The sequence below is a fragment of the Gibbsiella dentisursi genome (assembly GCF_039539505.1).
GTDB classification, from domain to species: Bacteria; Pseudomonadota; Gammaproteobacteria; order Enterobacterales; family Enterobacteriaceae; genus Gibbsiella; species Gibbsiella quercinecans.
Map to the genome: position 1 here is coordinate 475824 of NZ_BAABDG010000003.1, position 25538 is coordinate 501361.

At 55.5% G+C, this 25538-nt stretch carries 18 protein-coding genes; 8 read left to right on the forward strand and 10 right to left on the reverse strand.

Going from position 1 to position 25538, the window contains the following annotated elements; genetic code table 11:
* Window positions 1-728 precede the first annotated feature (728 nt).
* From ABFX35_RS12800 to ABFX35_RS12815, 4 genes are read left to right on the forward strand one after another with little or no spacing between them, the layout of a single operon-like run.
* Window positions 729-2741: a TonB-dependent receptor gene (locus ABFX35_RS12800; protein ID WP_346081455.1), complete on the forward strand. Its 2013-nt coding sequence runs from the start codon at window positions 729-731 to the stop codon at window positions 2739-2741.
* On the forward strand, window positions 2741-3733 hold the full coding sequence (locus ABFX35_RS12805) for an ABC transporter substrate-binding protein (protein ID WP_346081457.1): 993 nt from the start codon (window positions 2741-2743) through the stop codon (window positions 3731-3733). Before ABFX35_RS12800 ends, ABFX35_RS12805 begins: the two co-directional genes overlap by 1 nt.
* Window positions 3714-4463 carry a class I SAM-dependent methyltransferase gene (locus tag ABFX35_RS12810; protein WP_346081459.1) on the forward strand — a complete coding sequence of 250 codons (750 nt, stop codon included), beginning with the start codon at window positions 3714-3716 and terminating at the stop codon, window positions 4461-4463. The genes ABFX35_RS12805 and ABFX35_RS12810 overlap by 20 nt, the downstream gene beginning before the upstream one ends.
* A gap of 1 nt (window position 4464) precedes the next feature.
* Entirely contained in the window at window positions 4465-5487 is a 1023-nt protein-coding gene (locus ABFX35_RS12815; protein ID WP_346081461.1) for a FecCD family ABC transporter permease, read from the forward strand.
* Between the two features lie 38 nt (window positions 5488-5525).
* Here the strand turns inward: ABFX35_RS12815 and ABFX35_RS12820 are convergent, their stop codons facing one another.
* The 6 genes from ABFX35_RS12820 to ABFX35_RS12845 form a co-directional block, all read right to left on the reverse strand.
* Window positions 5526-6506, reverse strand: a complete 981-nt coding sequence (locus ABFX35_RS12820; RefSeq protein WP_346081463.1) for a fimbrial protein — start codon at window positions 6504-6506, stop codon at window positions 5526-5528.
* A gap of 10 nt (window positions 6507-6516) precedes the next feature.
* Window positions 6517-8991 carry a fimbria/pilus outer membrane usher protein gene (locus ABFX35_RS12825; protein WP_346081465.1) on the reverse strand — a complete coding sequence of 825 codons (2475 nt, stop codon included), beginning with the start codon at window positions 8989-8991 and terminating at the stop codon, window positions 6517-6519.
* Between the two features lie 110 nt (window positions 8992-9101).
* Window positions 9102-9782: a fimbrial biogenesis chaperone gene (locus tag ABFX35_RS12830; protein ID WP_230472728.1), complete on the reverse strand. Its 681-nt coding sequence runs from the start codon at window positions 9780-9782 to the stop codon at window positions 9102-9104.
* A 100-nt stretch (window positions 9783-9882) separates the two neighbouring features.
* On the reverse strand, window positions 9883-10404 hold the full coding sequence (locus tag ABFX35_RS12835; protein WP_346081468.1) for a fimbrial protein: 522 nt from the start codon (window positions 10402-10404) through the stop codon (window positions 9883-9885).
* Between the two features lie 554 nt (window positions 10405-10958).
* Window positions 10959-12608 carry a class I fumarate hydratase FumA gene (fumA, locus tag ABFX35_RS12840; RefSeq protein WP_346081470.1) on the reverse strand — a complete coding sequence of 550 codons (1650 nt, stop codon included), beginning with the start codon at window positions 12606-12608 and terminating at the stop codon, window positions 10959-10961.
* 120 nt (window positions 12609-12728) lie between these two features.
* Entirely contained in the window at window positions 12729-14240 is a 1512-nt protein-coding gene (locus ABFX35_RS12845; RefSeq protein WP_346081711.1) for an anion permease, read from the reverse strand.
* 754 nt (window positions 14241-14994) lie between these two features.
* Between ABFX35_RS12845 and ABFX35_RS12850 the strand changes: the two genes are divergently transcribed.
* Window positions 14995-17766, forward strand: a complete 2772-nt coding sequence (locus ABFX35_RS12850) for a flavocytochrome c (protein ID WP_346081713.1) — start codon at window positions 14995-14997, stop codon at window positions 17764-17766.
* 101 nt (window positions 17767-17867) lie between these two features.
* On the forward strand, window positions 17868-18833 hold the full coding sequence (locus ABFX35_RS12855) for an FAD:protein FMN transferase (RefSeq protein WP_346081472.1): 966 nt from the start codon (window positions 17868-17870) through the stop codon (window positions 18831-18833).
* 98 nt (window positions 18834-18931) lie between these two features.
* On the opposite strand, the gene dcuR is transcribed toward ABFX35_RS12855, so the two are convergent.
* Window positions 18932-19651: a two-component system response regulator DcuR gene (dcuR, locus tag ABFX35_RS12860; RefSeq protein ID WP_095847144.1), complete on the reverse strand. Its 720-nt coding sequence runs from the start codon at window positions 19649-19651 to the stop codon at window positions 18932-18934.
* Window positions 19648-21279, reverse strand: a complete 1632-nt coding sequence (locus tag ABFX35_RS12865) for a sensor histidine kinase (RefSeq protein ID WP_346081474.1) — start codon at window positions 21277-21279, stop codon at window positions 19648-19650. Before ABFX35_RS12865 ends, dcuR begins: the two co-directional genes overlap by 4 nt.
* 120 nt (window positions 21280-21399) lie before the next feature.
* On the opposite strand from ABFX35_RS12865, the gene ABFX35_RS12870 reads away from it, so the two are divergent.
* The gene (locus tag ABFX35_RS12870) at window positions 21400-21888 is read left to right on the forward strand and encodes a GNAT family N-acetyltransferase (protein ID WP_346081476.1); all 489 of its coding nucleotides are present in this window, start codon (window positions 21400-21402) and stop codon (window positions 21886-21888) included.
* A gap of 127 nt (window positions 21889-22015) precedes the next feature.
* The gene (yfcF, locus tag ABFX35_RS12875; protein ID WP_346081478.1) at window positions 22016-22645 is read left to right on the forward strand and encodes a glutathione transferase; all 630 of its coding nucleotides are present in this window, start codon (window positions 22016-22018) and stop codon (window positions 22643-22645) included.
* A 95-nt stretch (window positions 22646-22740) separates the two neighbouring features.
* On the opposite strand, the gene ABFX35_RS12880 is transcribed toward yfcF, so the two are convergent.
* Both ABFX35_RS12880 and ABFX35_RS12885 read right to left on the reverse strand, forming a co-directional pair.
* A complete protein-coding gene (locus tag ABFX35_RS12880) occupies window positions 22741-24195 on the reverse strand; it encodes an NAD-dependent succinate-semialdehyde dehydrogenase (RefSeq protein ID WP_346081480.1) in 1455 nt (484 codons plus the stop codon).
* Window positions 24196-24207: 12 nt separating this feature from the next.
* Entirely contained in the window at window positions 24208-25473 is a 1266-nt protein-coding gene (locus ABFX35_RS12885) for a 4-aminobutyrate--2-oxoglutarate transaminase (protein ID WP_279025806.1), read from the reverse strand.
* Window positions 25474-25538: the final 65 nt, after the last annotated feature.

The following is a 25538-nucleotide window of genomic DNA, read 5'->3' on the forward strand; positions in this document are numbered from 1 at the left end:
GCCAGGGATCGAGACCCAGGCAAGTAGTATGCTGCGCGATAGAGTACACGTAGGCATCAGCGCAGCCAGGCAGAGCCTGAAAAACAGCAACATTTATCTGGCGTGGAAATGAGGAAAATAAGCCATAGAAATAAACGGGCTAATTACGGCCACGAAAAAACATTCATGGTACTTATAACAGAAAGAAAAACGGTGAGCGAATTCCAGAATTCGCCCCAGCAGGATAATATTTTTCTCACTTAATAATAAAGGATTATGTTTACTGATCTACGTATACACCTGCCATTAAAACAGATTTTCACTCATGATAACCTGCGGTTATATCAGTATATTAAGAAATATATCCATGTCTTAAAGAAAAGTGAGGGAAATATTAATACAACGGTTTACTGACGAGCGTAACAACGCTAAAACCCTTAATAAAAGCATTGAATTAATTAACAAAAATACATACAAAACAATAGAATAACAAAACCATTCGTGAGGGTTATTTATTTCCATCGCACCAATAAATTTCAATTTAAATATAAAAACAACACCAAATGGTTATTCCTTCACTGACGTTAATCTTGCTATGTTCCGTATTACCCCACGGAGCGATGGCGTTGCGAAATTTATTTTCACCTCGGGAAACGACAACGATGAAATTACCCCTACTTCTGGTAGCAGTTACTGTTGCAACCAGCCTGGCACCAAATGCTTTCGCTAACACAGCCAAAGAAACACTGGTGGTCACCAGTACAGAGGCAAGCAGCTATCCAGCCGCCTCTGATTCAGGCTTGCTGGCCGTGGGGTCCAGCTCCAGGCTGGAATTAACGGATAAAGAAATACCGCGCCATACCGAAACCATCAGCCAAAAAACCTTCGCGGCGAAAGGTAAACGCACACTGACAAAGATTGTCGAAACCGCCCCGGGGTTATCCGGCACCACCTCCCCCACCCAGTCAAACAGCGTTTCCCTGCGGGGGTTTATGCCGGTCTCCTGGCTTTATGATGGCGTGGAAGTCCCTGGCAGCACCATCCAGGGCGGCGATCCGGTGCATTATGAAAATATCGATGTGCTGTACGGCACGGGTTCGGTCATCAACGGCCTGAGCTCGGCCGGCGGCAGCATTAACCTGATCCCCCGCCGGGCATCGTTCAGCGCACAGCCCGTCGAGCTGGATTACGCCTGGTCAAGTTTCGCCAGCCATCGCGCCCATCTCGGGGCGGGCGGTGCGCTGATAGATAAACTGGCGGCCGGCCGCGTGGATATCAGCGCAGCCAGCATGGGTAGCCAGGTTGAAGGCGAGCGCCAGCGCCCGCAGCGGGTAACCGCCGCCCTGCTGCTAACGCCGAACGACAATATCCAGTTGGCGTTTAACCTTGATCGCATGCTGAGTGACACACATAACCCCTATTTCGGCACGCCGCTGATCGATGGCAAGGTTGATAAGAGCTTACGCCACACCAACTACAACAACCTGGAAGACGCCTGGATCCGCAGCCAGGCAACATCGTTCCAGGCAGCACAGTCATGGTTCGCCACGCCGGAACTGTCGTTTGAAAATAAATTCTATTATTACAAAGGGTTTCGTGAATGGCATAACGCCGAACGTTATTATCCGTCAGCGGCGCAGCCGGGCTATATCACCCGTGATTCCTTCGGGGATATCGCCCATGATGACAAACTAACGGGCAACCGCACCACGGTTACCCTTGCCAGGCCCCTCGGCGCCATGGAAAACCGTGTGGTGGCCGGCGTGGATTTCAACAAACGCGAGTTTCAATATTACTCCAACGGTTTTGCTGGCGAAGATACCGTGCCGCTCGTCAACCCGCCGAAAACCCCGTTTAGCAGCGGCAATGCCCCGGGCCGCGCCCCTACCCGCCATATCACGCAAAATCAGTATGCGCTGTTTATTGAGGATAAGCTGTACCTCACGGAAGCCTTCGCCCTGTTGGGCCAGGCCCGTTATACCTACCTGGACATGAACTGGAATTTTCAACAGCAAAACCAGAGCGTTAATCATCGCTACAGCTTTCTCACCGTGGCTGTCGGCCCAAGCTGGGACATCACCGAAAACATCACGTTGTACGCCAACTACGCCACAGGGAAAGAACCGGGCAGCGATCTGTTCTTTATCAGCGCGGCGCAAACCGCGCTGCCGCTTACCGCAGTGCAACAATATGAGGCCGGCGTGAAGGGCAGCTTTTGGGCCAAACGCGGCGAAGTCAAGCTGGCGGTGTATAACCTGCAGAAAAAGAACTTGTATCAACAGGATGCGCTGCAGACCGATGTCTGGCACGCGGTCGGCAAACAGACATCTAAAGGCGTCGAGCTAAGCGGTTCACTTCAGCCGCTTAGCGGCTTAACGCTGGCGGGCAACCTGGCCTATACCCATGCCCGCTTTGGTGAGTATCAGCAAGGCACGCAGAACCTTTCCGGCAAAACGCCGCGCTATGTGCCGCAATGGACGGCAAACCTGTCAGGCCGCTACATGGCGACGCAACGCCTGGGCCTTGGCACACAGCTCCACTACGTGGGCAGCAGCTATAACGACGATACCAACAGCAACAAAATGGGCGAATACATCACGGTTGATTTGGCAACGGACTACGTACTGCTGCCAGGCGTTACCGTGGGCGCCCGGGTACGTAACCTCACCGATCGCTTCTATAGCTGGCAACGCACGTATTCCACGCAGAGGCTGATCGCACCGAGCCGCACCTATGAAGCATTCGTCAATATGCGCTTTTAATGATGCGGCATCTGACCTTGTGCATGGCGTTGCTGGCAGCAAGCGCTGCCAGCCCGGCACGTTCTCTGGTGCTGACAAATTGCGGCCAGCAATGGCACTTTGACCGTGTGCCCGAGAGAACGATTGTTTACTCCCATTCCACACTGGAAAACCTGTTGGCCCTGGAGCTGGATGCCTCCATTATCAGCGTGGTCGGGTACAGCAAAGAGCAGGACATTGCGCCTTCTCCATGGACGTCGGCGGCAAAGCTGAAAGCACGCTTTGACAGTGCGCCCTGGTCGGGCGAAGCCTTGCTAGCCGCACGGCCGGATTTCATCTATTCCGGCAGCTTCTATTGGTTTAACAGCCCAGAAACCCCCAACCGGCACCGCCTTGCTGGCTGGGGGATTGCAACCTGGCTTAGCGAGAGCGTCTGCCACGGGCTGCAAAGCGGGCCTCAAACACCACTGACCTTCGCCGGCATCTTTGCGGAAGTGCGCAACATCGCCCGCATCTATGGCGTTCAACCACGCGCTGAAAACCTGATCCAGCAACTGCAACGGCAGGTAGACGCCGAGCGGCAAAAGGCCCGCCAACTGCCCGCCCAACGCATCCTCTGGTGGTATTCCGGTATCGGCACTCCCTTTGTCGCGGGCAGCCACGGTGCGCCAGCGCTGCTCACCGATGCCATCGGCAGCCAGAACGTCTTCGCCGACAGCCCAGAGCTTTGGCCCGCCATGTCCTGGGAGGTTATCGCCGAGCGGGATCCCGATCTGCTGATCATTGGCGATCTGCGCCGGGCCCAACCGGGCGACAGCGCGCAAGAAAAAATCGCCTTTCTTGAAAACAACCCGTTAACCGCCGGCATGAAGGCCGTGCGGGAGAAACGCTACATCATTTTACCTGGCTACGACATGGATCCCTCCGTCAGATCCATTCTGGCCCTTAAACGCCTGGTATCGCAGATGCGATCATTGACCGAGGAAGATGAAAATGGCTTTTCCAGCCCGTGAGCTACTGAACAATTGGGATGCGCAGCAAAGCGCTTACATTGCACATCGTGAGGCGCGTTTTGCCTCGGTGCTTGACGTATTGGCCATGACGTTTGGCGATGATTTCCACGTCATGGATATTGGCTGCGGCCCAGGCTCCTTCAGCCTGCGTTTACTGAACCGCTTCCCACAGGCGCGCGTAACGGCGATAGATCTCGATCCGCTGCTGCTGAAGGTGGCCGAAGAAGCCTTGAGCGAACATCGCCAGCGCATTGATTTCATCCGTGCGGATATTGCATCGCCGGCCTGCTTCAGCGCCATCACCGATAAGCCGCAAGCCGTGGTCTCCAGCACCGCCATTCACTGGCTGATGCCGGAGCAGCAGACCGCGCTTTACCGCGCCATCGCCCATGTGCTGCCCGCAGGCGGCATCTTCATGAATGCCGATCATCAACGCTTTGATGCGCGTAATCCCCGCCAGCAAGCCCTGGCTGAAATGCACGACAAACACACCCAGCAACAGGCCTGGCAACAGGGGACACCAGACTGGGACACCTGGTTTGATGATGCGCTGAAATACGCCCCGCTACGGGCATTGCATACGGAGCGCGAGCAGGCGTTTGCCGGCAGGCCAATGCCAGAGCCGACCGGCGTAAACTTCCAGCTTGCCATCCTGCAACAGGCGGGCTTTGCCGAGGCGGGCACCGTCTGGCAGTTCCTTGATGACTACGTGATTGCCGGCTGGAAGTAACGTGAACCGGCAATGGTTGCACTCCCTCTCCTTGCGCCTTTGTTGCCTGGCGCTCTGCCTGCTGCTGGCGCTCTGTTTGGCAGTGATGCATGGCCCGGTCGTCTTTTCGCTAAAGGACGTGGTAAAGGCGGTTCTGGCCGGATATTGGCAGAGCGATACGGAAGGCACGTTGCATCAACGCATTGTCTGGTCTTTACGGTTGCCCAGAACCTTACTGGCGGCGCTGGCAGGCGCCGCGCTGGCGCTCACAGGCACGGTATTGCAATCGCTGACGCGAAACGCACTGACCGATCCCTGGGTGCTGGGGATCTCCTCGGGGGCTGGCGCGGGAGCCGTCGTGGTCATCGCGGCCGGCTGGAGCATTGGCTGGGCGGCGGTTCCCGCCGGTGCCTTCTGCGGCGCAATGATGGCCTTTGCGCTGGTGCTGCTGTTGGCGCGCCGTTCCCTGTCTGGGCAATCAAGCCACGTCGTCTTAACCGGCGTGGCCGTAACGCAATTGCTTTCGGCGTTCACGTCGTTAGTCACGCTCTGGAAAACCGACGCGGATACCACGCGGGGTGTGATGTTCTGGCTATTGGGATCGTTTGCTCAGGCCGACTGGCTGCAGGTCGGCCTTTGCGCACTGGTGCTGGTTCCGGTTTTTCTGCTGTGCGGCTGGCACGCGATCGCGCTGGATGTGCTGTCTTTCGGCAGCGTCACGGCGCAGTCGCTGGGGGTGGCAGTGGGGCCGCTCCGGCTGCTGATGTACTGCCTGACGACACTGCTGACCGCCGTTATTGTTTCCTGCTGCGGCGCCATCGGTTTTATTGGGCTGACGGTGCCGCATATCGCGCGCATCGTCATCGGCCACCGCCATCGCTGGCTGCTGCCGGGCGCGATGCTCTGCGGGGCCATCGTGGCCGTGATGGCGGATACCCTGGCGCGCACGATCTTCGCACCGCGGGAACTGCCGGTTGGCATTTTAACGGCAATGCTGGGCGTGCCGGTGTTCCTGTTGCTGATCGCCCGTAGCCAACCCAGGTAATTCCCCCTGGCGCCGGGCTGAATGCCCGGCGCTACCGCTTAGCGATACGTCATGGTAAAGGTCGCATTCCCGTTTGCCACCCCGGGCGTAATCGTCGCCAGGGTTTGGTAATAGCGCGCCACCATCGGTATGCTGAACGCACCGGCGGTAGACACCGTACCGGCGCTGAACGCCGTGCCCAGGGTTATCGGGCTGCTGTTGTATAAAAGCTGGATACCCACACCGGTTGCCGCACTGCTGGAACCCGCCGCGGAAGACAGTGCAAGAACCCCCTGCGCATTGCTCGTATCCTTGGTGCCATCGATTTGAATATTCACTTTGGTGCTGGCGTCGCAGTTCAGATCGACGCTGAAGTTCTTGCTCCCTTCCGCAGGCGTTGAGCCAACCCCGGTAAACAATTGCTTCTTAACATCGCCCATGTTGACCGTGATATTGGTGTTGTTAACCGAGCAGGCAACGGCTTTTACGCTGCCTCCGGTAATGTTGGTGACCAGGCCGTCGAAGTAGCTGCCGGAACTGGTCATAAACTGCATTTTACCCGCCGTCCCGGTTGTCAGGGCGCCGGAGGTGATCGGCCCGGTTTTTATCAACTCAAGCGTCACGGTGGCGGAGTCAACAATCGATGTCGTCACCGAAGCAGAATAGTTTATCGGCTGGGCCGGATTGGCATAGTAGGTGCCCCCACGGCTTATCCTGATCCCCACCCCGGCGAGGTTAGTTGGATAGATATTGTTGCCCAGCGCGGTGCCGGCACCATAAGCCAGCACAAATTTACGCACATAGGTTGAAGCAGTACACACCGCCACTTGCTGGGCCGTATTTGTAGTGTTCGCCGTGGCGATAACCGAGCCGACGGCCGCATCGCGCTGCACCAAAACGCTGCCAAAATTGACGGACTGATTGAGCGGGGTTGCGGTCCCTGTCGTGCAGTTCGCCGCCAGACTATCGGCGGCGTAACCTAAAAACAGAGAAAGCGGTAATAAACAACGCAACAAACCCAAAGCTTTAAAATGACGCATTATCCCTATCCTATTTGCAAGTAGCGGTTAGACGTTGTACGGATGAGGCGTTCTCTTTCTCCGTAGGCAACACAATATCGGCAATACACCGCTGGCTTTCGCCTTCTCCCCAAATGACTTTCAACTTGCTCTTTTCCGGCATCCCGCTTAAATAAACCTGGCTATTGGCATCCACGATACCGCTGCTGGCGCTATCCTCCGGCGCGATCAGGCTGACCATGGCACCAAAGGGGATATTTCCGCCATCGTGTTTTAAGGTCAGCATAATTCGGCTGCCCAAACGCGTTTGGAAATCAGCCAGCACAACGGCCCCCTGCGTTGGGATCACCGTGCGCGTATTGGTATCGATATCAACGTCTTCCGCTAATGTCTCGGTATCAATCGCAATACGGTTTTTGCGGTAAGTGGTCACATACGGCACCACGGTATAGCCACGCCAGTCGGTGTATACCCCGGTATTATTTTGCACGTGTACGCCGGCAGCGCCCGGCGCCCTGACCAGTGACAGCGTTTCGCCTAATGCCTGGGACAGGGTTACGCCATACGGGTGAACCAACAGCCCACCTTGCAAGCCATAGTTGATTTGCTGTGAGTACTTGTTGTAGTTGTAACCGGCGTTGACTTCACCATAGGTACTCTTGTAGCTGGCGGAAGCCAGGCCGCTGGCGCCCGCCCCGCGGTTGCCATAGCTTTGCTGCACGTTATAGTTCAGGTTGTTATCCGCCAGCGCGGTGCCGCTTAGCCCAACCGACTGCTCGGCTTTGCCGTGTTTATCGACGTTGGTGGTTGAGGTTGCCCAGCTGTTTGGCAACCACTTGCTTAATGGGATCTGCACCGCGAAGGAAAATATCTGATCGTTACCGTCGCCGCTCGGCGCTTGCGTATAGCTATAGCTAAGGCTGTAGTTGATGCCGTCATGGCCGAAGTTATATCCGGCGCCCAGGTTGCGTTCATAACCGCTCTGCCGCCAGAAATCCTGCTGATAGCCGGAAATATAAATATTCCCCGCGTCGCCAATGGACTGGCTGACGTTAAGCTGCACACGGCTTCTTTTATTGTAATTTACCCGCCAGGCTTCACCTTTCGTCGCTTCCAGCTCATTGGCTTCGGTGAAGTCATAATAACCACTGGTCGAATAGCGATAGCCCGCCAGGGTAAACGAGGTGCCGCTTTCAGCAATATCTTTGGAATATTGAAAACGCAGCGATTGCCCCTGGTGATTGCCTTCGTGCTGCAGCCGGGTGCGCGCCTCGGTGACATCGAAAGACAATGACCCCAGATCGCCAAAGCCGTGGCCCACGCCAAGCAAGAAAGAAAGATAATCTTTGGAGGATATCTGCCCGGCATACACCGAAGTGTCGCCCGGCAGCCCGTAGATCAGGCTGGCCTGGGTAAAGTTGGGTTCACGGGCGCCGTTCAACAGCGAACGGTATTTCCCCACGCTCACGCCATATTTCAACCGGCCTTCACGCTGCATGATCGGCACTGCGGAATAGGGTTGAATGAATTTTCTTTCTTGGCCGCTGGCTTCTTTCACCGTGACTTCAAGGTTGCCGCTCGAGGAGGTGGGGTAAAGATCGCTGATGGCAAAAGCGCCGGGCGTCACATAAGTCTGATAGATGACATAGCCATTTTGCCGTATCGTCACCTGCGCGTTGCTCTGGGCAATCCCACGCACCACCGGTGCAAAGCCACGCAGGCTGTCAGGCTGCATATTGTCATCCGAAGCCAACTGCACGCCGCGGAATTGCACGCTGTCGAAGACATCGCTCGGCGTGTAGGCATCACCGGCGGTAAACTGCCCTTTCACACGTTCAACGTCATGCTGCACATAGGTGTTGATGCTTTTCCACTGTGAGCCGGAATTGTCGCTATTGATATAGGTCGAGTAATTGCGCAGGCGCCATCCCCCCAGGTTCAGGCCGCTGCGCAGGTTAAGATAATAGTTGTTGGTACTATTATTCTCTTCCCCACGGTTTTTCTTATCGTAATGGCTGTTCGCCCCGGTGAAGGCATAGTTCAGCATTAACGCATTAATCCCTTGATCCCAGAGTTTGGCATCAACATAGCCGCGGGCCTGCTGATCCATAAAAATCTGGGGAACGGTGATGTCCAAACGTTGCTGCCCAAAATTCAGCTTGGCATTGGCATCGGGAATATAGGCGCTAAGGTCGGTGATTTTCTCTTCGCCGGCCAAACCCAGCAGTTTATCGGAAGCCGAGGTGCGCACCCCCAACTGTTTTAATCGGTCCGGTGTGAGTACAGGCTTCAATCCCTTATCGGTGTCAACGAATGTCACATCCGCCACATCCATAATTTCCCCATTGAGATAGATATCAACGCGGTAAGTACCGGGTGCTTGCTCCCCTTCCTGGCTAAAATGGTCAAGGCTGACGTTTTGCGCGCCGGGGTGATCGCTGTGCAACGCATCGGGATTAAAATAGTCCTGAGAGAAAGAATCCGCGGCATAAGCACTGAGAACCACTGAAACAATCAGTGCTATTGGTCGGATTCGGTACAAATTTTTATATTTGTTCGTGAAACTCCCTCCTTTGCGCTGCATCACCTGCTCCTTATGAAATTCTGTTCAAAAGATTAAATACCCGCTTCAGCGACGGACGAAATCCCGCCAAAGTCGTTGATCGCACTCCAACTCACTTTGCCGTTGGCCACGGCGTTCTCATGCCATTGCCGGGTTGATTTAGGCGCGATCATTCCAGGTTCAGCGATTTCCCTGCCGTTTATTTTCAGGCTATAAAAGGAGATGTAATACGGCGTATCATTGCGAGCCTGCAGTTTCCCCTGGGCCGAACTGAACTTCAGTTCTTTAAAGGCCTCATCGGCATTTCCCGGTAATTTCGCCGGGCGATAAAACATCTTAATGCGTGTATTGACCGTAATTTGCAGCTGGTTCACTGCGTGCGGATCGGATGAGGGGATAGATTTCACATTGACGATATAGGCTGACTCTTTATCGTCCGGTATAGCACCACCGACGCGGACGATCCTGACGATATTTTCCTGCCCGGCATCCAGACGAAATAAAGGCGGTGTGATAATGAAAGGGACCTGGCTTTTATCATTGTCATCAACATTATCAAACCAGGATTGAATCAGATAAGGTTTACTTTTATCAGGGTTACTGATTGATAAAGATGCTTCTCTTTTACTTGCATCGTAAACAACCCGCGTTCCCCCAACGACGATGCCTGCCTGCGCCTGGGCAACGCCTAACAGGCCTATCATAATAATAAGGTTCTTCTTCCAGAGGCTCACGAGACTCTCCCTATCATAGCCATTAATTAACCAGCCTAATTTTATATTCTGAACTAAGCAGTTGGCTTAATGTGCCAACTGCTTAGGCTACAAATAAAACTTAGTTATAATTAACGGTGAAATTAGTTACCGAGTTTGCCGTACCGGTACCGACAGACGAAGCCGTTGCCATGTATTTAGCAACAAAGTTCAGCACATTCGGGCCTTCAGTGGTGATAGTTTGTGATGCAGAAGCGGAAGCAACCGGGATTTGCGTGGTGCTGTCGGCTTCATATAGGGCAACCCCGACGTTCGTCGCGGTTTGGCCGCTACTCAGCGCCAGGATGGACTGATTGGTGGCGTTGGTGGTGCCGTCAAATTTAACGCTGGCCTGGGTAACGGTCTGCGGGCAGTTGGTCAAATTAATAGAGAATTTGGTTGGGGCGGCAACGTCACCCGCAGCAGCAAAAGCCTTGGCGCTTACATTGCCCAGGTTTACGGTCTGATTTGCTGATGCAGTATCTACAGTACATGCCTGATCGGTAATATTACCGGTGAAATTAATCGTCCCGTCTGCAGCTTGTGCGATGTTGAATAATAACGCCGCGCTAGCAATTGCCGCTGCTGTAAATTTAATTTTCACAATATATCTCCTTGATAACGATCTTATTCATAGCCATGAAGTGAGTATTTCCTGAAGAGATGCGATTTATGCCCCAATAAATATTGCATCACAATCCGCATCGATTAATAGCTTAGCCGACACGATAAAGATATGTTCATCAATAGAGGAAAAGTGAAATATTCAGAATGATAAGACCAATAACTAAAAACAAACAAATGAAAAATTCAAATTTAGTCAATAATCCGAAAACAATATCTTAGAAAAATGTATCGAAGCATCATTGTCAATGTGAAAAATAAAAAAATAATCATGGGTAATATTCTTAATAAATAAAACCCATCATGGTTTATTTATGGTAAATATCCTAAAATAACTGAACATGCATAAAATATAAAAGTGAAATATTTATCCATTAAATAGTTTTTTTGTCGCATCATATAATTATCAATGAAAGTAAAATGCAGTGGGGCGATGAAGGTTTATTGCTATACCCAAAATAATTCGAGTTGCAGGTGATAAAAAGCCGCCTGGTCACCAAGGCGGCTTGTTTACTTATGCTTCACATCGTGGGATTACTTGATGCCGCAACCGGCGCATTTATCATTTTGGATCTGTTGGAAAAAGTCGTTGCCTTTATCATCCACCAGAATAAACGCCGGGAAGTTCTCAACTTCAATCTTCCAAATGGCTTCCATACCCAGCTCCGGGTATTCCACGCATTCCAGGCTCTTGATGCTCTGCTGCGCCAGCACCGCTGCCGGGCCGCCGATGCTGCCCAGGTAGAAGCCGCCGTGTTTGTGGCAGGCATCGGTCACCTGCTGGCTGCGGTTGCCTTTCGCCAGCATGATCATGCTGCCGCCGTTGGCCTGCAACAGGTCAACGTAGGAATCCATACGCCCCGCCGTGGTTGGCCCCAGGGAACCGGAAGCATAACCTTCCGGCGTTTTGGCTGGGCCGGCGTAGTAGATCGGGTGATCTTTCACATACTGCGGCAGCCCTTCACCGTTATCCAGGCGTTCTTTCAGCTTCGCATGGGCGATATCGCGCCCGACGATGATGGTGCCGCTCAGCGACAGGCGGGTGGAAACCGGGTATTGCGAAAGCTGCTTGAGGATCTCGCTCATCGGGCGGTTCAGATCGACACGCACCGCTTCCCCTTCGCCCGCCTGGCGTAACGCTTCCGGAATATAGCGGCCCGGGTTGCTTTCCAGTTTTTCGATCCAAATCCCTTCGCGGTTGATCTTCGCTTTGATATTACGGTCAGCCGAGCAGGAAACCCCCATGCCGAGCGGGCAAGAAGCGCCGTGGCGCGGCAGGCGGATCACGCGGATATCGTGGGCGAAGTATTTGCCGCCGAACTGTGCGCCCAGCCCCAGGTTCTTCGCCTCTTCCAGCAGTTCCTGTTCCAGTTGCACGTCGCGGAACGCCTGGCCGTGTTCATTGCCTTCGGTTGGCAGCCCATCATAATAACGGGTGGATGCCAGCTTGACGGTTTTCAGCGTCGCTTCTGCCGACGTGCCGCCGATCACAAAGGCAATATGGTACGGCGGGCAGGCCGCGGTGCCCAGCGTGCGCATCTTTTCAACCAGGTAGTTTTTCAGTTTGCCCGGCGAAAGCAGCGCTTTGGTTTCCTGGTACAGGTAAGTTTTGTTGGCGGAGCCGCCGCCCTTCGCCATGCACAGGAACTTGTACTCGTCGCCGTCCACACTGTAGAGATCGATCTGCGCCGGCAGGTTGGTGCCAGTATTCACCTCTTTATACATATCCAGCGCCGCGTTTTGCGAATAGCGCAGGTTATCTTCGGTGTAGGTGTTGTACACGCCGCGGGTCAGCGCTTCCTCATCACCGCCGCCGGTCCAGACGCGCTGGCCTTTTTTCCCCATGATGATCGCCGTGCCGGTGTCCTGGCAGGTAGGCAGAATGCCTTTGGCGGCGATTTCAGAGTTGCGCAAGAACTGTAGCGCTACGTACTTGTCGTTTTCGCTGGCTTCGGGATCGTCAAGAATCGCAGCGACCTGCTGCTGGTGGGAAGGGCGCAGCATAAAAGCGGCATCGTGGAAAGCCTGTTGCGCCAGCAGGGTGAGCGCTTCAGGTTCGACTTTCAAAATCGGCTGCCCTTCAAACTCACCCAGCGATACGTGTTCGCGGCTCAGCAGGTAGTATTCCGTTTCATCTTTCGCGAGGGGGAACGGCGCCTGGTAATGGAATGGTTTATTCGACATTGTGCTCTCACTTTATTATCAGTGGCCGCCGTGGCTTGGCTTATTCACCGGGAAGCACGCCGGCGGCATCAAGTTTGGATAGCTTAGCGGCCAGCCCATCGCCGGGCTGGCCGCATTTATTCAGAACATCATCATCATCCACGGATAACCGATCACCAGCAGGCCAATCAGGAAGATCGCGCCGAAAATAGTGCCCAGGCGCCAGTAGTCGCCGGTAGGCAGGTAACCGCTGCCGTAGTAAATCGGGCTTGGGCCGGTGCCGTACGGGGTGATGATCCCCATAATCCCCAGCGACGTCACCATCATCAGGCAGAACACCGGCATATTCATGCCAGGGATAGTCGCGCCGATGGTCAGTACGGCCGGCAGCAATGCCGTGGTGTGCGCGGTGTTGCTGGCAAACAGGTAGTGCAGCAGATAGAAGGCCACCACCAATACGATGCACGCCGTTCCAGGGGCAATACCGCTCAGCAGCGCGCCGCCCTCTTTACCCAGCCAGGAGATAAAGCCAGTCGAAGACAGGCCGTCAGCCAGCGCCACCAGGGTGGCGAACCACACAAAGGTATTCCAGGCGGCTTTGTTGCCGGTAATGTCGCTCCATTCCAGTACCCCGGTCCACAGCATCAGGCTGACGACCAGCAATGCCGCCATCGCCGGCTCAATCCAGGTAGCGGCAAAGATCCACATCACTAGCGCGCAGCACACGAACACCAACAGCAGGATTTCATTGCGGGTCAACTTGCCCAGTTTGCTCAGTTCCTGTTGCGCCCAGCGCGGCACTTCGTCGTTCAGTTTTACTTCCGGCGGATAGAGCCAGTAAGCCAGCAGCGGCATGCCCAGGATCAGGATCACGCCCAGCGGCAGGAAGGCCAGGAACCAGGTGCCCCAGGAAATGGTGATGCCGACAATGCTTTTCACCAACGCCAGCGCCAACAGGTTCGGCGCCAGCGCAGACAGGAACATGGAGCTAGTGATACAAGCCGAGGTAATAGCCACCCACATCAGGTAAGAACCAATCTTGCGGGCGCTCGGATCGTTCGGTTTGGAACCGTACAGCGGCGGCAGGTTGGCAATAATCGGGTAAATCGTCCCGCCGCTGCGCGCGGTGTTGGAAGGGGTGAACGGCGCCAGCAGCAGATCCGCAAAGGTAATGGCATAGCCCAGCGTCAGGCTGCGGCGGCCGAGATATTTCACCAGGATCAGCGCCAGGCGGCGGCCGAAACGGGTTTTATCGTAGCCGGCGGCAAACATGAAGGCGCCGAAGATCAGCCACACGGTAGAGTTGCTAAAGCCACTCACCGCCCATTTGAAGGATTGGGTCGCCAGCTTGAAGTTGGGCGCGGCCATTTGTTCGGGGCTAAACAGCACCCATTGGCTGGCCAGCGCGATGATCACCACGCCGCTTAGGCCAATAACGGCGCCGGGCTGCGGCTCAAAGATCAGGCCGATAATGACCCCCACGAAAATAGCGAAAAAATACCACGCATGCGGCGCCAGCCCCGAAGGAACCGGCACCAGCAACAGCAGCACGGCAACCACTATCGGCAACAGTGTAAAGATCAGGCGGTTTTTCTTGCCACCTGATACTTTGTTGGCCGAGTTAGGATCGGCCGTTTTGCTTTTCGATTTCATCGTCATTGAAATAGTCATAGTCATTGTCTACAAGTAGTTAAGAATCTTTTTTCTGCCCAGCGCGTTTTGGCGGTTTGCTTTGATAAAGCATCAGGCACCGTGCCCTGGGGGAATACATTCTGTGGCTTCTTTAATTTTTTTACTTTTTTTAGTTTTTTAATGCTGACAAATTAATTATCCCCGACGCGCATATTTTGCCATCGGAAGAAATAAATGATCTGAATGTTATTTATTAGTATAACCATTTTTCGATATTTACAGCAGTTGATCTTGATCAAGAAACAACGGTATAAAATAAAAATTAGTTAACTTGAAAATATGATGGCCTTTTTTAAGTGGGTTGTCATCACCGAGATATTTTTCGTTACATCAGAGTAACCATTGTGGCTAAAAGTGCCTAAAACAGTAGGTATGACACATTTCGATCCTCTAAACACATTACATAAAAAGCTGACAAAACCAGTAATGACGGGGGTTCACGCCGTCAGCCAAAATACATTGGGTCAGTTTTTGGATAAGTAATTAAAATGTTAATCGTTATTAAATATGTAACCTTTTTATTTTAAAACTGATAATAACTAATCTCACCGCGTGAATCATCCTCCGTAAATAGTTATTTAACTAATGTAATCAATTTTGAAACTAAAAACACAATACTATTAGTTGTATGAAATCGACGAGAAATAAAACGAAAAATAGGCGTCCGATAACGAATTTAAAGAATTCTAATTTTTAAATTTTGGAGTTGATGAGTATGAACAGTCACGATCAATTACTGAGCCCATTTACCCTTCCCAACGGTACTCAGCTTAAAAACCGTATTTTAATGGCGCCAATGACGACCTGCACCGGGTATTTTGACGGTAGTGTCACCAGTGAATTGGTGGAATACTACCGCGAACGCGCCGGCAGCATTGGGACCGTCATCGTCGAGTGCGCCTTTGTTGATGATAAAGGCCTGGCATTCCCGGGCGCCATCGGCATCGACAGCGACGACAAAATCGCCGGGCTGCGTAAAATCGCCCAAGCGATTCAGGCTAAAGGCTCCAAAGCCGTGCTGCAGATCTATCACGGCGGCCGTATGGTGGAACCTTCGCTGATCGGCGGCCGCACGCCGGTTGGCCCAAGCGCCATCGCCGCCCCGCGTGACGGCGCCGCAACGCCCAGCGCCTTGACCACGCAGGAAGTGGAAGAGATGGTCGGTAAATTTGGCGAGGCGGTACGTCGCGCCATAAAGGCCGGCTTTGACGGCGTGGAAATCCACGGCGCCAACACCTACCTGATTCAGCAGTTCTTCTCGCCGAACTCCAACCAGCGTGACGATGAATGGGGCGGCAGCCGTGAGAAACGTGCCAGATTCCCACTGGCGGTGCTGGAAGCCACCCATAAAATGGTGCGCCAGTATGCCGATCCTTCCTTCATCATCGGTTACCGCTTCTCACCAGAAGAAATCGAAGTGCCGGGCATCCGCTTCGACGACACCCTGTACCTGCTGGAACAGCTGGTGGAACTGGGGCTGCACTACCTGCACTTCTCAATGGGTTACACCCTGCGCCCGTCCATCGTCGATACCAACGACGCAACGCCGCTGATTAAAAAATACGTGGCCATGCGTTCAGAAAAACTGGCGCAGGTACCGATCATGGGCGTCGGCGGCGTGGTCAACAGCACCGATGCGGAAGAAGCCATTGAACACGGTTACGATCTGGTGGCCGTGGGTAAAGCCTGCATCGCCTACCCAGACTGGACCGATCGCATCAGCCGCGGCGAAACGCTGGAACTGTTCATCGACAGCACCCAACGTGAAGCGCTGACTATCCCGGAACCGCTGTGGCGTTTCTCGCTGGTGGACGCGATGATCCGCGATATGAGCATGCCGACCGGTAAATTCAAAAGCGGCGTGTTCCAGGAAAAAGTCCAGGATGAAGCCAACGAACTGCTGATCAACGTCAGCCTGGAAACCGATCGCATCGCCGATATCGAACTGGCCGAACAGCCAGAGCTGGACGTGTCTTTCGTTTCCAGCTTCGAAGTGATCCGCTCACGCATTCTTGACGCCAACAGCCCGCACGTAGACGCGGTCAGCGGCGCCACCACCCAGAGCGAAGCGGTGAAAAAAGCCGTCACCAAGGCCATCGCCAAATCCTGCAAAGCCATGGCGCTGGAAGAAGGCACCCTGGAGCCGCCACGCTACGACGTGGTGGTAATTGGCAGCGGCGGCGCCGGCCTGGCGGCAGCCATTCAGGCCAGCGACCACGACGCCCGTGTGCTGATTATCGAGAAAATGCCGACCATCGGCGGCAACACCATCAAGGCCTCGGTGGGGATGAACGCAGCGGAAACCCGCTTCCAGAAACTGAAAGGCATCGCTGACAGCAAGGAGCTGTTCTATCAGGAAACCCTGAAAGGCGGCAAACACAAAAACAACCCGGCACTGCTGCACCGCTTCGTTGAAAACGCGCCGGAAGCCATTGAATGGCTGGCAGACCGCGGCATTGTGCTGAACGACATCACCATCACCGGGGGAATGAGCATCGATCGTACGCACCGCCCGGCGGATCGCTCTGCGGTGGGCGGCTTCCTGATTAGCGGCCTGGTGCGCAATATCAACCAGCGTGAAATCGACGTGATGATGGATACCGACGTAAGCGAGATCCTGATGGAAAACGGCGCGGTCAGCGGCCTGCGCGTGGTAAACGATGAGAACGAAACCCAAACGGTTTACACCAAAAGCATCGTCATGGCCTCCGGCGGCTTCAGTGCCAACCAGGAAATGGTGGTGAAATACCGCCCGGATCTGGCAGGCTTCGTGACCACAAACCACCCAGGTGCGACCGGTAGCGGCATCGCCCTGCTGGAGCACATCGGCGCCGGCACCGTGGATATGGGGGAAATCCAGATCCACCCGACCGTGGAACAAACCACCTCATACCTGATCTCCGAAGCGATTCGCGGCGGTGGCGCCATTCTGGTTAACCAAAAGGGCGAGCGTTTCTTCAATGAAATGGAAACCCGCGACAAAGTCTCCGCGCAAATCATCGGGCTGCCGGAAAAATACGCCTATATCGTCTTTGATGAGCAGGTGCGGATGAACAACAAGGCCGCAGACGAATACATCAGTCGCGGGTTTGTGATCAGCGCAGACAACCCACGCGCACTGGCGGACAAGTTGGGGATGGATATGCACGCCTTCCTGGCGACGCTGGAGCGCTACAACCTGTTTGTTGAAAAACAGGATGACGAAGACTTCGGCCGTAAAACCGCATTGCGCCACCCGATCAATCAGGGGCCGTTCTACGCCATCCGCATCGCCCCGGGCGTGCACCACACCATGGGCGGGGTAACGATTAACACCAACACCGAGGTGCTGGATGCCAACCAACGGGTGATCCCTGGCGCTTACGCCGCCGGTGAAGTGGTTGGCGGTATCCACGGTGGTAACCGTATCGGCGGCAACGCCGTCGCCGATATCATTATTTTCGGTACTATGGCTGGCCGTAACGCCGCTTCCTGGGCGCGCCGTTAATCACAGGCCGCCAGCGCCCCGCCAGGGGCGCTGGCTTCGCGCCTCTCCCTGCGCCAAAATGGGTCAGGCTCTTTACGCCGTCAACCAGCCAGGATCCCGCTATGCCATCTGAAGCCCGCGTCTATTCCTATTCTGCCGTTTTGATGGGCTCTCCCATCCTGCTCAAACTGTTCGAAGATAACCAACCGGTTGCCGCCGCCGTTTTCCGGCTGATTAAACAGCAGGAAGATCTGCTGACGGTAAACCGCGCGCACTCCCAGATCATGAGCATCAATCAGGCCGCCGGCCGGCATCCGGTCGTGGTCAGCCCGCCGGTTTTTCGCCTGATTCAGCGCGCCAGGGCGGTCAGCCTGCTGGAAAACAGCAGCTTTAACTTCACCATCGGCCCGCTGGTGAAACGCTGGAAAATCGGCTTTCAAGGCAACAGCGTGCCGCCGCAGCACGAACTGCAGGCGCTGCTGGCGCTGACCAACCCGGCCAACGTGATCCTTAATGCCAACGAATGCTCGGTGTTGCTCGAAAAGCCCGGCATGGAAATCGATCTTGGCGCCATCGCCAAAGGCTACATTGCCGATTTGGTGCGGGATTTATTGCAACGCCAGCAGATCCGGCATGCGCTGATCAACCTGGGCGGCAATGTACAAACTCTCGGCGCGCCGCCGCACGGCGAGCAAAACGCCTGGGCGATTGGCCTGAAAAAACCTTTCGCCGACGCGGAGGCGATGATTGGCGTGATCAATGTGGCCGGTAAATCGGTGGTGACATCGGGCATTTACGAACGTTACTTTGAGCTGGATGGGCGGTTGTATCACCATATCCTCGATCCACGCACCGGCTATCCGCTTGATAACGAGTTGCTGAGCGTCACCATCATTTCAGAAGACTCGATCGACGGGGATATTTACACCACCCTGCTGTATGGCATGGGGGTTGAACAGGGGCTGGCCTACGCGGCAAGCCTGCCGCACATTGAAGCGATCTTTGTCACCAAGACGAAGCGTGTGCACCTCTCCTCGCAGCGGCAGTTCCGTTTTACCCTGCTTGACGACAGCTACACGCTGGCGTAAACCGCGCAAACGCGCCGCCAGGCGCGTAATATCCAGCGGCCAACAAAAAAGCCGCAGCGTTATCCGTTGCGGCCCTCTGAAAACCTTTAGTTGGCGGGTTACTGGCAGTACTGCTGTAATAATGCGATGTGTTCCGCCTGCACACGGTAGCGGTATACCGGCCGGCCGGTGGCGCCATAGTGGATGCTGGTGAACAGAATATTGATTTCTGTAAGCCAGATCAGGTATTTACGGCAGGAAACGCGCGAGATATTCACCGCCGCTGCCAGTTCATCCGTGGAAAACTCAATCCCCGGGTGCGCATCAATCCACAGGCAGATGGTGCGCAGGGTTTGCGGCGTTAAACCTTTCGGCAACCGCTTGGTATCCGGCGCCGCCGGCTGGTTACCGTGGATCAGCCGATCCAGATCCGATTGCTCATAGTACTGCTGGTTATCCATCAACGCCCTTTTCTGCTTCCAGGCGGTTAGCGCCTCTTCAAAGCGGGCAAACTGGAACGGCTTAATCAGATAGTCAACCACCCCATAGTGCAGCGACTTTTTGATCGTCTCCACGTCCGCCGCGGAGGAAATCATAATCACATCAATCGGGCGGCGCGAGCTGCGCAGCACCGGCAGCAGATCCAAGCCGTTATCCTGCTGCATATACACATCAAGCAAGATCAGATCTATCGGGTGCTGCGGGTTCAACACCATCGCCTTGGCCTGCTCAAGCGTTGAGGCGATACCACAGCATTTGAACCTGGGGATCTGAGCGACATAGCAGCGGTTAAGCTCTGCGACCATCGCATCATCATCGACTATTAAAACATTGATCACGTGCCTGTCCTCTCACTATCCCAGGGGAGTTGTATATAAAATTGGGTATACACGCCCGGTTCAGATTCCACGGTAATGGAACCGCCCAGGCTCTCTACTTGCTGCTTGGCCAGAAAAAGCCCCACGCCGCGGTTTTCGCCTTTCGACGAGAAGTCCTTTTCAAAGATGGCCTGCAGATGTGCCGCCGGGATCCCTGGCCCATCATCGCTCACCTCACAGGTGAGCCATCCGTTCTGATAATGCAACAGCACGCTCACTTCGCCATCGGCCTGCCCCTGCATGGCATCCAGCGCGTTCTCGGTCAGATTCCCCAGCGCGGTAATCAGCACTGCCACCTGCTTTTCATTGTCGTTATCCGGCAGGTGTGAATCTTCCATGAGGGTTAAACGCAGCCCGCTATCCCGGGCCCGGTTGATCTTGCCTAATAAGAAGCCGGCGATCACGGGGGACTTGATTTTTAACTGCAGGGAGCCGATTTCCGCCTGGTAATTATTGGCGGTTTTAATGATGTAATCTTCAAGCTGGGCGTAGCTTTTCATATGCAGCAGGCCAAGAATCACATGCAGCTTGTTCATGAATTCATGCGAGCGTTCACGCAGCGCATCCACGTAGTTTACCATGCCGCTCAGGCGCTGCATCAGTTCGCTGACCTCCGTCTTATCCCTGAAGGTACAGATCGCGCCGATAATCTTGTTGCCGCTGCGCACCGGGACGGTGTTAATCAACAGCAGCCGCTCCTTAAAATTGATTTCCTCATCTTGTACCGGCAGGCCGGTGCGCAGCACCTCACGCAGCGAAGCGATCAGGCCGGCGGAGTCACCGCTGCCGTCGGCCAGTGTGCCGGGGGCGCTGCTGCTGCCCAACAGCATCTGCCGGGCAGCCTGATTGGTCAGGGTAACGCGCGCGCGCTCGTCCACCGCAATCACCCCCTCTTTGATCGACAGCAGCATCGCCTCATGCTGTTCAAAAAGCTGAGAGATATCATAGGGCTCCAGGCCGAAGAGGATCCGTTTGAGCACCAGCACAATCGCCCAGATGCCCAGGCTACCGACCAGGGCGCCGAACAATACCGTCCAAAGGATGCTCCAGCGGCTGGTATTAATCTGCTGGCTGACCTGGCTGAGCGAGATACCCACCACCACCACGCCGATCTGCCGCTTCTGGCTATCATAAACCGGGGTAAATACCCGCAGCGCTTCCACCAGCACCCCGTGGTTCACCGCCACGTTCTCATGCCCCTGCAACGCAGTGTCAATATCACTGCCGATAAAACGGCGGTTAATCAGGTTGGGGTTGGGGTGAGAGTAGCGAACGCCGTCCATGTTGGTGACAACCACAAACAACAGGCCATTACGTTTTCGCACCGCACTGGCGATCGGCTGGATAATATTGCTGTCGACGGGCTGCGTCAGCCCGCGCTGTATTTCCGGCGAGTCCGCCAGGGTGCGGGCGAACGCCAGCGCCACATCCTTGACGCCGTCGCGGGTCACATGGCTTATTTGAAAGAAATACAGCGTATGGACCACCAGCAACACCGAGACGATCACGGCACTGACCATCAGCGTGACAAAGAGGCTAAATTTCATCGGGCGCTTACGCACCGGCAGAAGTTCTTGCGAGTCGCTCATTAGTGCCCAATACAGTGAAGGCCAAGCGGCTATTATCACCGATACCGCGCATTTGTTAAAGACAGAGCGTAAAATGTGCCGCTCGGCGGCATGCCGCACCAACCAGCAAGGAGCACCACCATGGCAACAGATAGCGAGCATTCACGCTATACACTGCGGCCCTATCAGCTAACGGATTTGGACGCGGTGCTGAACGTATTTATCGGTGCCGTGCGCGAAGTGGCCGCCAGGGACTATACGCCGCCACAAATTAATGCCTGGGTGCAGGTGGATCGCCACGCCTTTGGGCAGCGCTGCTGCACCCCAGCAACCTGGGTGGCGGTGAGCGGGCACACCCTCGTCGGCTTTACCCACCTTGAACCACAAAACCACCTGGATATGCTGTTTGTTCACCCGGCCTGGCAAGGGAGGGGAATCGCCACGCGCTTATTGGCCTGCGCCGAGCAGGCCGCCGGCGCCGGCGGGGCAACGCAACTGTTCACCGAAGCCAGCATCACCGCCCGGCCCTTTTTCGCCAGACGCGGTTTCCAACTACTGGAACAACAGCAGGTCGTGCGTCATGGCCAGTCACTGACCAACTTCCGCATGGTAAAAGCGATTTCACCCTAAATTTACTCTTGATATCTCTGGGGGTTAAACCAACGGCGCCGCGCCGATAAAACCGGCCGCCGCTTGATTTTGTACAATCAGCGAGCAATCATCGCAATACCCTTCACATGCACTCACAGGAAAATCAATGAGCCAGCCAATCCCCGTGCTTTACACCGATGCCCAATTTTTCAGCCCGTACGCCATGTCGGTATTCGTCACGCTGACGGAGAAAGCCGTCCCGTTTACCGTCAAGCCGGTGGATTTGTCGCTGGGGGAGCATCAGCACGGCACCTACGCCGCCCTGTCGCTGACGCGCCGTGTGCCGACGCTGGCGTTTGGTGAGTTCCAGCTTTCCGAATCCTCCGCCATTGCCGAATACCTGGAGGAGATGTATCCGGCCATCCCCGTCTACCCGCAGCACCGCCAACAGCGGGCCAAAGCGCGTGAGATCCAAGCCTGGCTGCGTAGCGATCTGCTGGCTATTCGCGCCGAGCGCCCAACGGAGGTCGTGTTCAGCGGCGGCCGCTTCGCCCCGCTCTCTGCCGCTGCCCAGCGCGAAGCAGAAAAACTGTTGGCCGGCGCGGCGCAGCTGTTAAGCCATGGCCAGGCGAATCTGTTTGGTGAGTGGTGTATTGCCGATACCGATTTGGCGCTGATGCTCAACCGATTGGTGATGCATGATGATGACGTGCCGGCGGCCATCAAGCGCTATGCGCTCGGCCAGTGGCAACGCCCGGCGGTGCAAGCCTGGCTGGCGCTGCAGAAAAAGAAATAAGCCGCCAGGGCGGCAACCTACGGCCACGCATTCATAACAGCATTACGCCCCCAAAGAGGGGGCGTAATGGATCGGCGTATGGCTAACGGTAAGGATTATTTACCCACGTCGATACACAGGTATTTCATCTCGACATACTCTTCGATGCCGTAGCGCGAACCTTCACGCCCCAGCCCGGACTGCTTCACACCGCCGAACGGTGCCACTTCGTTAGAAATCAAGCCGGTATTCACGCCCACCATGCCGTATTCCAGCGCTTCCGGCACCCGCCATTGACGAGCCGCATTCTGGGTGAACACATAAGCCGCCAGGCCAAACTCGGTGTCGTTCGCCAGGGCAACGGCTTCGGCTTCGTCCTGGAAACGGAACAGCGGTGCAACCGGGCCGAAAGTCTCTTCTTTGGCGAAACGCATCTGCTGCGTCACGTCGGTGACCACCGTCGGCTGGAAGAAGGTGCGGCCCAGCGCATGCAGTTGGCCGCCGGTGGCGATCTTCGCCCCATTTTCCAACGCATTGGCAATGTGGCTTTGCACCTTATCGACCGCCGCTTCATCGATAAGCGGCCCTTGCGTGGTGCCTTCCGCCGTGCCGTCGCCCACCTTGAGCTTTTCAACCTCCGGCACCAGTTTCTCCACCAGACGATCGTAGATACCGTCCTGGACATAGATCCGGTTGGCGCACACGCAGGTTTGGCCGCTGTTGCGGAATTTGGAGGCCATGATGCCCGCCACTGCCGTATCCAGATCGGCATCGTCGAACACGATCACCGGCGCATTGCCGCCCAGTTCCAGCGACAGCTTTTTAATCGTAGGCGCGCATTGCGCCATCAGAATACGCCCCACCTCGGTGGAACCGGTAAAGCTCAGCTTGCGCACCACCGGGCTATCGCACAGCACTTTGCCCACCTGCGCGGCTTCGCCGGTAACGATTTGCAGCACGCCGTCCGGGATGCCGGCATCCTGCGCCAGTTTTCCCAGCGCCAGCGCGGTCAACGGCGTTTGCTCCGCCGGTTTCACAATCATCGTGCAGCCGGCGGCCAGCGCCGGCGCCGCTTTACGGGTAATCATCGCCGCCGGGAAGTTCCACGGCGTAATGGCCGCACAAACGCCGATCGGCTGTTTCAGCACCACCAAGCGCTGGTTAGCCTGCGGCGCCTGCAATACGGCGCCGTCAACCCGTTTCGCCTCTTCGGCAAACCAAGTGATAAACGAAGCGGCATAAGCCACCTCGCCACGGGATTCCGCCAGCGATTTCCCCTGCTCGGCGGTCATCAGCTGCGCCAGATCCTCCTGCGCCGCCATGATGTTGTCTGCCCAGCGTTGCAGCAGCGCGGAACGCGCTTTGGCGGTCAGTTGCTTCCAGCCGTTTTGCGCCTGCTGCGCCGCATCAATGGCCTGTTGCGTTTCTTCGCTGCTCACCAGCGGCACCGTGGTCAGCGTGGCCCCGGTTGCCGGATTGATTACCGCTTCACGTTTGCCGCTCAGCGCATCGCGCCATTCGCCGTTAATCAGGCACTGGCTACGCAGCAGGTCGGCATTGTTCAGTTTCATGCACATCGCTCCTCAGTTGGTCAGCGCTCGGCCCAGGATGCCCAGAGCCTTGTTGAACTGGTCGTCAGGAATAGTCAGCGGGTACAGGAAGCGGATCACGTTGCCGTTCACACCACAGGTCAACAGCAGCAAGCCCTCTTCCAACGCTTTTTGTTGCACCTTGTGAGTATAGGCGGCGGAAGGCTTGCCGGTTTGCGGATCGTTAAATTCAACCGCTACCATCGAACCTAAAGCGCGAATATCGGCAATCGCCGGGCAGGTGTTGCGCGCCTGCTGCAGAAATTCCACCAGGTGTTGCCCCAGGCGCTGCGCCCGCTGGCACAGTTGTTCTTCTTCAATCACATCCAACACGGCGTGCGCAGCGGCCACCGCTAATGGGTTACCGGCATAGGTGCCGCCCAGCCCGCCAGGCCCCGGCGCATCCATCACTTCGGCGCGGCCGGCAACCGCAGAGAGCGGAATACCGCCCGCCAAGCTTTTCGCCATGGTGATCAGATCCGGTTTGACGCTGTAATAATCCATGGCAAACAGCTTACCGGTACGGGCAAAGCCGCTCTGCACTTCATCCGTTACCAGCAGGATGCCATGCGTGTCGCACAGTTCGCGCAGCGCCTGCATAAATTCGGCCGGGGCAACGTTAAAGCCGCCCTCGCCCTGAACCGGTTCCAGCACAATGGCTGCCACCTGTTTAGGATCGATATCCGCTTTAAAGATACGCTCCAGGCTGTGCATCGCATCTTCAGTGCTGACGCCATACAGCGCGTTCGGGTACTGGGCGTGGAAAACGGAGCCAGGGAACGGACCGAAGCCCAGCTTGTACGGCGCCACTTTACCGGTCAACGCCATGGTCATGTAGGTACGGCCGTGGAAACCGCCGCCAAAGGTGATGATGCCGGGGCGGCCGGTATAAGAACGGGCGATTTTCACGGCGTTTTCAACGGCTTCCGCACCGGTGGTGAAAAAGGTGGTTTTACACGGCCCTGCAATCGGCGCCACTTGGTTGATACGCTCGGCCAGCGCCACATAGCTTTCGTAAGGGACGATCTGGTAAGCGGTATGGGTAAATGCCCGCAGTTGTTTTTCAACGGCAGCGATAACTTTAGGGTGGCGGTGGCCGGTATTGAGCACCGCAATCCCGGCGGCAAAGTCAATCACCTCTCGCCCTTCCACATCCCACAGGGTGGCGTTTTCCGCACGCTCGGCGTAAAAACCGCACATAACCCCCACCCCGCGCGGGGTAGCATCCTGACGACGTTGATCCAACTCTGCATTTTTCATGGTGTTCTCTCCGCTTACTGCCATCTGTACGATTTGCCCACATGCGAGGCCCAATACCCTTTATG

Coding starts and splice junctions, on each gene's coding strand:
- ABFX35_RS12870 (WP_346081476.1), top strand. CDS start 21,400: ATGGCAACAGATAGCGAGCATTCACGCTATACACTGCGGCCCTATCAG.
- ABFX35_RS12810 (WP_346081459.1), top strand. CDS start 3,714: ATGGCTTTTCCAGCCCGTGAGCTACTGAACAATTGGGATGCGCAGCAA.
- ABFX35_RS12855 (WP_346081472.1), top strand. CDS start 17,868: ATGCCATCTGAAGCCCGCGTCTATTCCTATTCTGCCGTTTTGATGGGC.
- ABFX35_RS12820 (WP_346081463.1), bottom strand. CDS start 6,506: ATGCGTCATTTTAAAGCTTTGGGTTTGTTGCGTTGTTTATTACCGCTT.
- ABFX35_RS12865 (WP_346081474.1), bottom strand. CDS start 21,279: ATGAGCGACTCGCAAGAACTTCTGCCGGTGCGTAAGCGCCCGATGAAA.
- ABFX35_RS12805 (WP_346081457.1), top strand. CDS start 2,741: ATGATGCGGCATCTGACCTTGTGCATGGCGTTGCTGGCAGCAAGCGCT.
- ABFX35_RS12845 (WP_346081711.1), bottom strand. CDS start 14,240: ATGAAATCGAAAAGCAAAACGGCCGATCCTAACTCGGCCAACAAAGTA.
- ABFX35_RS12880 (WP_346081480.1), bottom strand. CDS start 24,195: ATGAAACTGAACAATGCCGACCTGCTGCGTAGCCAGTGCCTGATTAAC.
- ABFX35_RS12850 (WP_346081713.1), top strand. CDS start 14,995: ATGAACAGTCACGATCAATTACTGAGCCCATTTACCCTTCCCAACGGT.
- fumA (WP_346081470.1), bottom strand. CDS start 12,608: ATGTCGAATAAACCATTCCATTACCAGGCGCCGTTCCCCCTCGCGAAA.
- yfcF (WP_346081478.1), top strand. CDS start 22,016: ATGAGCCAGCCAATCCCCGTGCTTTACACCGATGCCCAATTTTTCAGC.
- ABFX35_RS12885 (WP_279025806.1), bottom strand. CDS start 25,473: ATGAAAAATGCAGAGTTGGATCAACGTCGTCAGGATGCTACCCCGCGC.